At 70.4% G+C, this 12648-nt stretch carries 9 protein-coding genes; 6 read left to right on the top strand and 3 right to left on the bottom strand.

The window, feature by feature from the left end; all coding sequences use genetic code 11:
* The first annotated feature begins 190 nt into the window (after positions 1–190).
* Positions 191–1459, top strand: coding sequence for an ATP-dependent Clp protease ATP-binding subunit ClpX (gene clpX / locus MHY30_RS07075; RefSeq protein ID WP_239276173.1), 1269 nt, complete (start codon positions 191–193; stop codon positions 1457–1459).
* Between the two features lie 53 nt (positions 1460–1512).
* Here clpX and MHY30_RS07070 read toward each other — a convergent pair whose 3' ends face one another.
* The 3 genes from MHY30_RS07070 to valS form a co-directional block, all read right to left on the bottom strand.
* Positions 1513–3564 carry a M3 family metallopeptidase gene (locus MHY30_RS07070; protein WP_239276172.1) on the bottom strand — a complete coding sequence of 684 codons (2052 nt, stop codon included), beginning with the start codon at positions 3562–3564 and terminating at the stop codon, positions 1513–1515.
* Positions 3565–3639: 75 nt separating this feature from the next.
* A complete protein-coding gene (locus tag MHY30_RS07065; protein ID WP_239276171.1) occupies positions 3640–3888 on the bottom strand; it encodes a hypothetical protein in 249 nt (82 codons plus the stop codon).
* On the bottom strand, positions 3888–6455 hold the full coding sequence (gene valS / locus MHY30_RS07060; protein WP_239276170.1) for a valine--tRNA ligase: 2568 nt from the start codon (positions 6453–6455) through the stop codon (positions 3888–3890). The genes MHY30_RS07065 and valS overlap by 1 nt, the downstream gene beginning before the upstream one ends.
* A gap of 209 nt (positions 6456–6664) precedes the next feature.
* Between valS and MHY30_RS07055 the strand changes: the two genes are divergently transcribed.
* The 5 genes from MHY30_RS07055 to MHY30_RS07035 all read left to right on the top strand — a co-directional run.
* A complete protein-coding gene (locus MHY30_RS07055) occupies positions 6665–8278 on the top strand; it encodes an ABC transporter substrate-binding protein (protein ID WP_239276169.1) in 1614 nt (537 codons plus the stop codon).
* A 13-nt stretch (positions 8279–8291) separates the two neighbouring features.
* Positions 8292–9275: an ABC transporter permease gene (locus tag MHY30_RS07050; RefSeq protein ID WP_239276168.1), complete on the top strand. Its 984-nt coding sequence runs from the start codon at positions 8292–8294 to the stop codon at positions 9273–9275.
* A gap of 65 nt (positions 9276–9340) precedes the next feature.
* The gene (locus tag MHY30_RS07045) at positions 9341–10135 is read left to right on the top strand and encodes an ABC transporter permease (RefSeq protein ID WP_239276167.1); all 795 of its coding nucleotides are present in this window, start codon (positions 9341–9343) and stop codon (positions 10133–10135) included.
* The gene (locus MHY30_RS07040) at positions 10132–11691 is read left to right on the top strand and encodes an ABC transporter ATP-binding protein (protein ID WP_239276166.1); all 1560 of its coding nucleotides are present in this window, start codon (positions 10132–10134) and stop codon (positions 11689–11691) included. Before MHY30_RS07045 ends, MHY30_RS07040 begins: the two co-directional genes overlap by 4 nt.
* A gap of 197 nt (positions 11692–11888) precedes the next feature.
* On the top strand, positions 11889–12648 hold a 760-nt coding region (locus tag MHY30_RS07035), incomplete at its 3' end, for a class I tRNA ligase family protein (protein ID WP_239276165.1).

Below are 12648 nucleotides of genomic sequence, written 5' to 3'. Positions count from 1 at the left end.
TCGCCAGGATTTGTCGCCTGCGCGGTGCGCATGGCGACAAATCCCGGCGACTCACGCCGGGGAGGGGGGCGTCCGTGTCCGCCCGTGGCGATCACAGCGACGGCACTCGCGCAAATGCCCTCGAATGTCACGGGCAGCGGTTAGGCTCAAAGTCACTCGGGCGAGTGGCCGGGGATAGGGAGGCACGGGCATGGCACGCATCGGGGAGAGCGCCGATCTGTTCAAATGCTCCTTCTGCGGCAAGAGCCAGAAGCAGGTGCAGCAGCTGATCGCCGGTCCGGGCGTGTACATCTGCGACGAGTGCGTCGAGCTGTGCAACGAGATCATCGAAGAGCGCATGGCCGAGTCGTCCTCCGGCGAGGTCACCGACTTCGATCTGCCGAAGCCCCGCGAGATCTTCGGCTTCCTCGAGGAGTACGTGGTGGGCCAGGAGCCCGCGAAGCGTGCCCTGGCGGTCGCCGTGTACAACCACTACAAGCGCGTGCGCGCCCACGGCACCCTTCAGCCCGCCGAGCAGCGCGCCGAAGAGATCGACATCGCCAAGAGCAACATCCTGCTCCTCGGTCCGACCGGCTGCGGCAAGACGTACCTCGCGCAGACGCTCGCGAAGCGCCTCAACGTGCCGTTCGCGGTCGCGGATGCCACGGCGCTCACCGAGGCCGGCTATGTCGGCGAAGACGTCGAGAACATCCTCCTCAAGCTCCTGCAGGCCGCCGACTTCGACGTCAAGCGCGCCGAGACGGGCATCATCTACATCGACGAGGTCGACAAGATCGCCCGCAAGGCCGAGAACCCCTCCATCACCCGTGACGTCTCCGGCGAGGGTGTGCAGCAGGCGTTGCTGAAGATCCTCGAGGGTACGGTCGCCTCGGTCCCGCCGCAGGGCGGCCGCAAGCACCCGCACCAGGAGTTCATCCAGATCGACACGACGAACGTGCTGTTCATCGTGGCCGGTGCGTTCGCGGGTCTCGAAGAGATCATCTCCGCCCGCGTGGGCAAGCACGGCGTCGGCTTCGGCGCGCCGCTGCACCGCAAAGAGGACGCACCCGATCTCTTCAGCGAGGTGCTCCCCGAAGACCTGCACAAGTTCGGTCTGATCCCCGAGTTCATCGGTCGCCTGCCCGTCGTGGCATCCGTGTCGCCTCTCGACCAGGACGCCCTGATGGAGATCCTCACGGCGCCGCGGAACGCGCTCGTCAAGCAGTACCAGCGCATGTTCGAGCTCGACGGTGTCCAGCTCGAGTTCGAGGAAGAGGCGCTGCGCGCCATCGCCGATCTCGCTGTCGCCCGCAAGACGGGTGCCCGCGGCCTTCGGGCGATCCTCGAAGACGTCCTCGGCCCGGTCATGTTCGACATCCCGTCCGCCGATGACGTGGCGAAGGTCGTCATCACGCGCGCGTCGGTCGAAGACGGAGCGGCCGCGACCGAGGTGCTCGCGCAGAAGCGCAAGAGCGCCTGAGTTCCCGCTGACGATGGCCCCGACCGCTCCGCGCGGCCGGGACCATCGCCGCTCTATGCGGTAAGGCCTCGTCGCTCGAGCAGCGGCTGGATCTCGGCATCCCGGCCGCGGAAGTCGCGGTAGGCCTCGAGCGGGTCGCCTGAACCGCCGACCCCGAGAAGACGGTGACGGAACCGGTCGCCGTTCTCGCGCGTGAGCCCGCCGTTCTCGCGGAACCACTCGACGGTGTCGGCGTCGAGCACCTCGCTCCAGATGTACGAGTAGTACCCGGCGCTGTAACCGCCGCTGAAGATGTGCGCGAAGTAGGTCGAGGCATACCGTGTCGGGACGGCGGGATTGTCGAGCCCGATGTCCGCCAGAGCAGCGGCCTCGAACGCGGCGACGTCGATGTCCTCCGAGGCTTCGGCGAGGCTCAGGCCGTGCCAGGCCTGGTCGATCCAGGATGCCGCGAGGTACTCGCTCGTGGCGAATCCTTGATTGAACGCCTCCGAGGCGTGCAGGCGCTCCACGACATCGTCCGGAAGGGGCTCGCCGGTTTCGTGGTGTCGCGCGTAGTGCGCGAGGATCTCGGGCCAGAAGATCCACATCTCGTTCACCTGGCTGGGGAACTCCACGAAGTCGCGGTGCACCGCGGTGCCGGCGAAATGCGGGTACGTCACCGTCGCGAAAAGACCGTGCAGCGCGTGCCCGAACTCGTGGAACAGCGTCGTGACCTCGTCGAGGGTCAACAGCGTCGCCGTCCCCGGCGCGGGCTTGTTGACGTTGAGATTGTTCACGACGACAGGCTTGGTGCCGCGCAGGCGCGACTGCGTCACGATGGAGTTCATCCACGCCCCGCCGCGCTTGGAGTCGCGGGTGTACAGGTCGAGCAGGAACAGCCCCAGCTCGCTGCCGTCGGCGTTGTGCACCTCGAACACGCGCACGTCGGGGTGGTAGCCCTGCAGGTCGTGGCGCTCCGCGATGCGGACGCCGTAGAGCTGTTCGGCGGCGGCGAACACACCGTCGCGCAGCACGCGCTCGGCCTCGAACCAGGGCCGCAGGGCAGCGCGGTCCAGGTCGTACTGCTCCGCGCGCACCTTCTCGGTGTAGTACGCCCAGTCGTGCGCCTCGACCTGGATGCGGTCGACGTCGGCGATCCGCTGCAGCGCCGCCTGCTCGGCGCGTGCGTTGCGGGCGGCGGGGACGGCGAGGCGGCGAAGCAGGTCGTGCACGGCATCCGGTGAGCCCGCGGTCTGGTCGGCGAGAACGGCCGCCGCGTGTGACGGGTAGCCCAGCAAAGCCGCGCGCTCGGCGCGCAGCCGCACGATCTCGCGCAGCGTCGCGCGGTTGTCGTTAGCGTTGCCGCGGGTCCCACGGGCGCGCGACGCCTCCAGCAGCCGACGCCGACTCTCTCGGTTCGTCAGCGACGCAAGGAACGGGTGGCCGGTGTACAGCGTCAAGGTGACGACGTACCGGCCGTCGAGTCCGCGCTCGGTCGCCGCCTGTGCCGCGGCGGACATCTCACCCTCGCTCAGGCCGTCGAGCTCGGCGGCGTCGTCGAACACCACGGCCAGGTCATTGGTGTCGGCCAGGAGGTTCTTCTCGAACGTCGTGGTCAGGGTCGAGAGGCGCTGGTTGAGGTCGGTGAGCCGTTGCTTCTGCTCGTCGTCGAGCCCGGCGCCGGCGAGCGACATCTCGCGGTGCCGACGCTCGACGAGGTATCGGCTCTCGGCATCCAGGTCCTGCGTGTCCCGGGTCTCGAACACGGCCGTGACACGGGCGAACAGGGCGGCATCCAGCTGGATCGCGTCGCGGTGGGCCGACAGGAGCGGGGCGAGCTCTTCTTCGACGGCCTGGACCTCGGGCGTGCCGTCGGCGGATGCCACCGTGTAGAAGGTCCGCGCGACGCGATCGAGCAACGCACCACTGCGCTCGAGCGCGACGAGGGTGTTCTCGAACGTCGGAGCCTCGGTCTGCGCGGTGATGGCGTCCACTTCGGCGCGTTGCGCCGCGAACGCCTCGCGGAACGCGGGCAGGTAGTGCTCGACCCGGATGCTCCCGTAGGGGGGCAGGTCGTAGGGGAGGGGCGTCGGAGCGAGGAGGGGATTGATCACGGCATCCGTCATCGTTCCAGCGTAGTCACGCGTGCCGGGCCGGACGCCGGGGCCCGAGGTCTCGAAGGACCCCGAGCCCGCGACGGTTCAGGCGAACTCGGCGTCGTCGTCGTAGCGCACGACGACCTCGCCCGAGGCGTCCTGCGCGACGATCACACCGGTGTCGAGCTCGGCGACCGGGCGTCCTTCGAGGAACGTCAGCGTCCAGCGCGGTGCCGGGGCACTGAGTCCGTCGGGGTTCAGCGCCGCCTCGACGGCCGCGATCTGTGCGTGCAGGACCGCGGGCACGGCAGCCGGCGGCTGCTCACGAGCGGTCCAACGGGTTCCGAGCTGCATCAGTCCTCCTGGGGTGTGAACACGATGTCGGTGACGGCGGTCGTCTCGGCGTCGGCGAACGTGATCTCCTCGATCCGTCCGACCGCACGCAGGTCGCCCTCGGCCGAACGAAGGGCCGCGACGTGGGGGCTGTGCACGGTGAGCGAGGTCACCGGCGTCTTCTGCGAGGCCTTGGCCTCGGTCTTGGCGCGCCGGATGCCGATGAGCGCTTCGCCCACGGCCGTGAGCACACCGGGGTCGCCGTCGATACCCATCGGCGCGGGCCAGGCGGCGGTGTGGACGGAGCCCTCCTCGAACCACGACCACACCTCCTCGGCCGCGAACGAGAGCACCGGGGCGAACAGCCGCACGAGCGTCGAGAGGGCCGTGCGCAGCGCGAGAGCCGCCGACGCCTGACCGACGTCGGAGCGGTCGTACGCGCGCTCCTTGACCAGTTCGAGGTAGTCGTCGCAGAACGTCCAGAAGAAGGACTCGGTGATCTCGAGCGCGCGGGCGTGGTCGTACGCTTCGAGCGCCGCGGTGGCATCGACGACGACTCGGTCGAGGGTCGCCAGCATCGAGGCATCCAGGGCGTGCGTGACCTCGGCACCCTCGGGCACCGGGAACGAAAGCACGAACTTCGCCGCGTTCAGCAGCTTGATCGCGAGTCGACGACCGATCTTGATCTGCGTCGGGTTCTGCGGGTCGAAGGCCGCGTCGGTGCCGAGTCGGCTCGAGGCCGCCCAGTAGCGGACGGCGTCCGAGCCGTGCTGCGCGAGGATGTCGGCCGGCGTGACGACGTTGCCCTTCGACTTGGACATCTTCTTGCGGTCGGGGTCGACGATGAAGCCGGAAATCGCGGCATCCGTCCACGGCACGCGGTCGTCCTCGAGGGCGCTGCGCAGCATCGTGGAGAAGAGCCACGTGCGGATGATGTCCTGACCCTGCGGACGCAGGTCGAACGGCGCGACGAGGTTCCAGAGCTCCTCGTCGCGCTGCCAGCCGCCGGCCAGCTGCGGGGTGAGAGACGACGTCGCCCACGTGTCGAGGATGTCGCGCTCGGCGTCGAAGCCGCCGGGCACTCCGCGCTGCTCCTCCGTGTAGCCCGGGGGAACATCGGTGGTCGGGTCGACCGGGAGCGCCGCGAGGTCGGGCGTCAGCACGCGACCGTAGTCGCGCTCCCCGTTCTCGTCGAGGGCGTACCAGACCGGGATCGGCACGCCGAAGAAGCGCTGGCGCGACACCAGCCAGTCACCGGTCAGCCCGTTCGTCCAGTTCTCGTAGCGCACGCGCATGAAGTCGGGATGCCACGACATCTCGCGGCCGAGGCCCACGAGGCGCTCGCGCAGCTCGGCGTCGCGCGCGCCGTTGCGGATGTACCACTGACGCGTCGACACGATCTCAAGGGGCCGGTCGCCCTTCTCGAAGAACTTCACGGGGTGGGTGAAGGGCTTCGGGGCGCCCTCCATCTCACCCGACTCCTGCAGCAGCTCGACGATGCGCTTCTTGGCGCTGAACACGGTCTTTCCGGCCAGCTCGGCGTACGCCGCTTTCGCGGCATCCGTCACGATGACGTCCGGGGCCTCGGCGATGATGCGACCGTCCTTGCCGATGATCGTGCGGTTCGGCAGGTCGAGTTCGCGCCACCAGATGATGTCGGTCACGTCGCCGAACGTACAGATCATGGCGATGCCCGAGCCCTTGTCCTGCTGCGCGAGCGGGTGGGGGAGCACCGGCACCTCGACGTCGAAGAGCGGCGTGCGCACCGTGCTGCCGAACAGGGGCTGGTACCGCTCGTCGTCGGGGTTGGCGACCAGGGCGACGCACGCGGCGAGCAGCTCGGGGCGGGTGGTCTCGATGAACACGTCGCCCGAGCCGTCGGTCTTGTGGAAGCCGAGGCGGTGGTACGCGGCGGGCTGGTCGCGGTCCTCGAGCTCGGCTTGCGCGATCGCGGAGCGGAAGTCGACGTCCCACAGGGTCGGTGCGAGCGCCTGATGCGCCTCGCCGCGCTCGACATTGCGCAGGAACGCGAGCTGGCTGGTGCGCATCGCCGCGTCGGAGATGGTGCGGTACGTCTGGCCCCAGTCGACGCTGAGTCCGAGGTCGCGCCACAGCGCTTCGAACGCCTTCTCGTCCTCGACGGTCAGCTGCTCGCACAGCTCGATGAAGTTGCGGCGGCTGATGGGCACCTGATCGGCGGCCTTGGTGCTCTTGTTGTCACCGCCGGCGAACGGCGGGGTGAAGTCGGGGTCGTACGGGAGCGACGGGTCGCACCGCACGCCGTAGTAGTTCTGGACGCGACGCTCGGTCGGCAGGCCGTTGTCGTCCCACCCCATGGGGTAGAAGACCGTCTTGCCGCGCATGCGCTCGAAGCGCACCTTGACGTCGGTGTGGGTGTAGCTGAAGACATGCCCGATGTGCAGGCTTCCGGATGCCGTGGGCGGCGGCGTGTCGACGGAGTACACGCCCGCGCGGCCGACTTCGGCGGCACGAGCGCGGTCGAAGACGTACGTCCCGCGCTCGGTCCACGCGGCATCCCACTTCTTCTCGAGGCCCTCCAGCGCGGGCTTGTCCGGAATCTGCGACATGGGTACTCCTCGAGCGATATGTGCGGCACCGTGTGTGCGTGCCTGACTGTGGTCGCACCCAGGATACCGAGTTGCAGACGGTCGGCTGGCCGCGCCCCGGGTCACTGGCGGTCGGGGCGCGGCACCCGAACCCCGTCGCTGATTTCGAGACTGCGTCCAGGAAGTCGGTAGAATGGATGCTTCCCCACCAGCGATTCCGAGGTCGTTCCATGCCGTCCGTGCTGCTCCGCCGCCTTCTCTCCGCGACCGCCGTCGCCGCCGTCTCCGCGCTCGCCCTCTCGGCCTGCTCGGGAACGGATGCCGCTTCCTCCAGCGACGGCGAGATCGTCTGGGCCATCGAGGGGGCGAACCTCTCGGCGGGGCACATGGACCCGCAGACCAGTCAGCTCGATGTCTCCGCGATGGTGCAGCGGTCCGTTCTCGACTCGCTGGTCTTCCAGGAGGCCGACGGGTCGTTCTCGCCGTGGCTCGCCGAGTCGTGGGACATCGAGGACGAGGGCGCGACCTACGTCTTCTACCTGCGCGAGGGCGTGACGTTCCACGACGGCCGGGCATTCGACGCGGCCGCCGTCAAGGCGAACTTCGACCGCATCGCCGACCCGGCCACCGCCTCGGCGCAGGCGGCGAGCATGCTCGGTGGCGAGCTGTACGCCGGCACCGACGTCGTGGACGAGCGAACCGTGCGCGTGCGCTTCGCCGAGCCCTACGCCCCGTTCCTGCAGGCCGCGAGCACCGCGCTCCTCGGCTTCTATTCGCCCGCGGTTCTCGAGAGCTCGGCCGACCAGCTCAAGGCGGGCGGTCCCGACGTCACCGTCGGCACGGGGCCGTTCGCGCTCACCTCGTACACCCCGGATCAGGAGATCGTGTACACCCGCAACGACGATTACGCCTGGGGCCCGCACGGCGGCGCCGCGCCGGAGGTCGAGACGCTCCGCGTCCAGATCCTTCCCGAGGCCTCGGTGCGCCTCGGCGTGCTCTCCAGCGGCGAGGCCGACGTGGTCACGAACCTGCCGCCGAACCTCGTCGACCAGGTGCCCGCCGACGTCACCGTCGAGGCCCTCGAGTACCCCGGCTTGCCGTACTCGCTGTACCTCAACGAGAAGTACGGCGTCTTCGCCGACCAGCTCGTGCGACAGGCCTTCTCGCGGGCGATCGATGTGAACACCGCGGTCGAGGAGATCTTCTTCGGCCAGTTCCCCCGTGCCTGGAGCATCCTCGGGGCGACCACTCCCGGCTATGACGCGGGCCTGGAAGGATCGTGGCCCTTCGACCCCGCCGCGGCGAACGCGCTGCTCGACCAGGCAGGGTGGACCGAGCGGGATGCCGAGGGCTTCCGCACCAAGGACGGGCAGCGCCTCAGCGCCCGCTGGATCGCCTGGACTCCGGTGCCCGACGACCGCGCGGCTCTCGCGAACGCGATCCAGTCCGACCTGCGTGCGGTCGGCTTCGACCTTCAGCGCGAGGTGCTCGAGCCGGGGGCGTACAACGAGCAGTACGGCCCGAAGACCTTCGACCTGACCGACTGGGGCTTCTCGGGTGTCGACCCCGACCTGTTGCGCAGCCACCTCGCCACCGACGGGTTCCAGAACGCCTCTCAGGTCAGCGACCCGGCTGTGGACGCTCTCCTCCAGCAGGGGGCCCGTACGACCGACGCCGAGGCGCGTGCTGACGCGTACGGCCAGGTGCAGCGGTGGAACGCCGACCACGTGGCGATCGTGCCCCTGTACAGTCCCGCGCTGATCACCGCGGTGCGTCCCGACGTGTCCGGCCTGACCTTCGACCTCTACGGTCGTCCGCTGTTCGCGACCGCCACGCGCGGCTGACCCGCGTCCCCGGATGCCACGGTCCTCCTCGCGCGCCCGCGCCGTGCTCGCGCGTCTCGGGGGGATCGTGGCATCCGTCGTTTTGGTGCTGTGGGGAGCGGCGACCCTGGCGTTCCTGGCGTTTCGGATCATCCCCGGCGACGCGGTCGATGTGATCCTCGGCCCGCAGGCGCAGGCGAGCCAAGAGGTGAAGGACGGCATTCGACGCGAGCTGGGCCTGGATCGGCCCGTGGGGGAGCAGTACGTGGCGTTCCTCGGTCGGCTCGCGAGGGGCGACCTGGGCGAGTCGTACCAGTTGCGGCTCCCCGTCACCGAGGTGATCGGACGCCAGCTCGGGTCTACCGTGCAGCTCACGGCCCTCGCGCTCCTCATCGCGGTCGTGCTGGCCCTCGCCTCGGTGCTCCTCGTTCGTGGCCGGACGGGCCGGGCGGCCGCCGCCGCGGTCGAGCTCGTCGTGCTGTCGTCGCCGGTCTTCTGGACGGGACTCGTGCTCCTGTCGGTGTTCTCGTTCCAGCTGGGATGGCTCCCCGTCTCCGGGGCGCGTGATCCGACGACGATCGTCTTGCCGGCGGTCACCCTCGCTCTCCCCGTCGCCGCGCTCTTGGCGCAGGTTCTGCGCGACGGCGTGGAGGCGGCCGAGCGCGAGCCGTTCCTCCTCACCGTCCGGGCCCGCGGCGCTTCCCCCTTGCGGGAGAGCACGCATCACACCCTGCGGCACGCCGGGGTCGGGGGCGTGACCCTTGCGGCGTACCTGGTGGGGTCGCTTCTCGGCGGAGCCGTGCTCGTGGAGACCGTGTTCGCCCGGCCCGGGATCGGGCGGGTGACCCTCACTGCCATCACCGACCGCGATCTGCCCGTCGTCACGGGCGTGATCCTGCTCAGCGCCCTGGTGTTCGTCATCGTCAACACTGTCGTCGACCTCGTGGTCCCGCTGCTCGACCCGCGCCTTGCGCGTTCCGCCCCGGCGCGGCGGATCGAGACCGGGGTTCCGGCATGACCGGCCCGGCGACGCGCGTCCGGAGGGCCACTCGCACCTCGGCCGCAGGTGTCATCGCGCGCCGCGTGACTCTCGGCGCTGCGGCGGTGATGCTGGCCGTCATCGCGCTCGCGGCGCTCGCGCCGGGCGTGCTGGCCACGCACGACCCGCTTCTCACCGACGTGCGGGCGTCGCTGCAGCCGCCGAGCGGGGCGCACTGGTTCGGTACCGACCAGAGCGGACGCGACGTGTACTCCCGCGTCGTGTTCGGCACCGGACGCTCGGTGGGTATCGGCCTGCTGGCCACCGGCCTGGCCCTCCTGGTGGGGGTCATCGCCGGCACCCTTGGGGCGATCGCACCGCGACCGGTCGACGCGGCCGCGATGCGCATCACCGACGTGCTGCTGGCCTTCCCGGAGTTCCTGCTCGCGCTCCTGGTGGTCGCGGTGCTCGGCCCGGGGCCGGTGAACGTCGCGGTGGCGGTGACGTTGGCGGCGCTCCCCGTGTACGTGCGCCTCGCCCGCGCGCGGACACGCGCGCTCTCGACGACGGAGTACGTCGAGGCGGCGCGTATCGTCGGCGTGCGTGCTCCCGTCGTGCTGGCCACCCATGTGCTTCCGGGCGTCGTGGCCTCGGTGAGCGTGCTGGCCGTGATCGGCGTCGGCACGAGCATCCTCGCGGCGGCGGGACTCAGCTTCCTCGGACTGGGGCCCACCGAACCGACGCCCGAGTGGGGGCTCATGCTCTCCTCGGGCCGGAATCTCCTCGTGCAGGCGCCGTGGGTCGCGGTGTTCCCGGGCCTGGCGATCACGCTCACCGTCGTGAGCGTGAGTGTGGTGGGGCGCGCCCTGCGCGCACGGTCTGAGGAGCGTGGCGCATGAGCGGTGTTCGGCTTCGCGGATTCGGCATCGACGGCCCCGACGGGGCGATCGTCCGGGCGCTCGACCTCGACGTCGCCCCGGGGGAGTGCGTTGCGCTCGTCGGAGAGTCCGGTGCCGGCAAATCTCTGACGGCGCGCGCTCTGCTGGGGCTACTCCCACGTGGGCTGGGCTGGACCGCCGACCTGGCGGAGATCGACGGCACCGACGTGCGGGGATTCACCGAGCGCCAGTGGCGCACGATGCGCGGGGCGCGGGTGGCACTCGTCGCCCAGGACGCCCTGGTCTCCCTCGATCCGCTGCGGCGCATCGGTGCGGAAGTCGCTGAGCCGGTCCGCATCCACGAACCCGCCGCGCGCGGTGCGGCGCTGCGCGACCGCGTGCGCGACGTGCTCGAGCGGGTCGGTCTCCCGGAGCCGGATCGGCGGGCTCGGCAGTACCCCCACGAACTCTCGGGTGGTCAGCGTCAACGCGCGCTCATCGCCTCGGCGCTGGTGACAGAGCCCGCCGTGCTGATCGCCGATGAGCCGACGACGGCCCTGGATGCCACGGTGCAGGCCCGCGTGCTCGACCTGCTGCGCGAGATCGCCGACACCGGCGTCGCGGTGGTCCTCATCACGCACGACCTCGCTGCGGTGCGGCGCGTGGCAGATCGGATGGTGGTGCTGCACGGCGGGCGCGTGGTCGAGACCGGCGAGACCCGCGCGGTCCTCACCGCACCGCGCGATCCCCACACCCGCGCCCTCGTCGCGGCGCTCACCCCCGCCGAACGGCACCGGCCGCCGCGTGCGGAGCCGCCGGTGATGACGGGCACGGGGCTCGCCAAGCGCTTCGGCGACCGCGTCGCCCTGGACGGGGTCTCGTTCGAACTGCGACGCGGGCGCACGCTCGCCGTCGTCGGGGAGTCCGGATCAGGGAAGACGACCCTTGCCCGGCTCATCGTCGGGGTCGCCGGGGCCGATGCCGGGTCGCTGCGTTTTCACGGGCGGCCCTGGACCCCGAGGGAGGCGCGCGGACCCGATCGCCGTCGGGTGCAGCTCGTGCAGCAGAACCCGTGGGGAGCGCTCGATCCGCGCTGGAGCGTCGGACGCACCCTCTCCGAGGCGGTTGCGGTCGCGGGGGTCCCGCGCGCGGACCGCCGCGGCGCGGTCGCCGACCTGCTCCGGGAGGTCGGGCTCTCTCCGGCGTTCGGGCGTCGTCGTCCCGCGCAGCTGTCGGGTGGCCAGCGTCAGCGCGTGGCGATCGCCCGCGCGCTGGCGGTCTCGCCGGAGCTGCTCGTGCTCGACGAGCCGGTGTCGGCCCTGGACGTCTCGGTGCGCGCGCGCATCCTCGACAGGCTCGCGGCCCTGCAGCGTGAGCGCGATCTTGCGATGGTGTTCGTCACGCACGACCTCGACGTCGTCCGCGGCATCGCGGATGAGGTGCTCGTCCTGCAGGAGGGACGGGTGGTGGAGTCGGGGACGGTCTCGCGCGTGTTCGACGAGCCCCGGCATCCGTTCACGCGGGAGCTGCTCTCGGCCGCGGGTCTCTCGCCCGCCGGCCCCGGCGCAACGGCGTAGACTGTACCCACCAGCACCGATCCGGCCATCACCGGGGAGCTCTCGGAAGAACAGGGTCCGTCCCTCAGTAGAACCGAGCGGGTCAGGCCCGTCACAGCCGCCGTGAGAGAGGTGCCCACCCCGGTGGGCGCAATGCGGGGTGGTACCGCGGTCCGACCGGATCGTCCTCGCAGGTGGATCGCGACCTGCGGAGAGACATGACCTACCCACGCCCCTCATCCTTCGGACCGGCGGCCGACGCCGCGGCATCCGTCGTTCCCAGCCCCCGGTTCCCCGAGATCGAGCACGACACGCTCGCCTTCTGGGACGCCGACGACACCTTCCGCGCCTCGATCGCTCAGCGCGACGGCGCCGAGGAATGGGTGTTCTACGACGGACCCCCGTTCGCCAACGGTCTCCCGCACTACGGGCACCTGCTCACCGGGTACGCGAAAGACGTGTTCCCGCGCTTCCAGACCATGCGCGGCAAGAAGGTCGACCGCGTGTTCGGGTGGGACACGCATGGTCTGCCGGCCGAGCTCGAGGCGATGAAGCAGCTCGGGATCACCGAGAAGGACGAGATCGAGCGCATGGGCGTCGCCGTGTTCAACGGCAAGGCCCGCGAGTCCGTGCTCGAGTACACGCGCGACTGGCAGGACTACGTCACCCGTCAGGCACGCTGGGTCGACTTCGAGCGCGGATACAAGACGCTCGACACGTCGTACATGGAGAGCGTCCTGTGGGCGTTCAAGACGCTGCACGACAAGGGCCTCGCCTACGAGGGCTACCGCGTGCTGCCGTATTGCTGGCGTGATGAGACGCCGCTGTCGAGCCACGAGCTGCGCATGGACGACGACGTCTACAAGATGCGCCAGGACCCCTCGGTCACGGTGACGTTCCCGCTCGTCGGCGCCAAGGCCGAAGCACTCGGCCTCACCGGCGTGCGGGCGCTCGCCTGGACGACGACGCCGTGGACGC

Origin of the sequence: Microbacterium sp. ACRRU (assembly GCF_022346945.1) — a bacterium.
In the GTDB taxonomy this organism is placed as follows: Bacteria; Actinomycetota; Actinomycetes; order Actinomycetales; family Microbacteriaceae; genus Microbacterium; species Microbacterium mcarthurae.
Note: the sequence above shows the minus strand (reverse complement) of the source record. Positions and strands in the feature narration are given on the sequence as shown.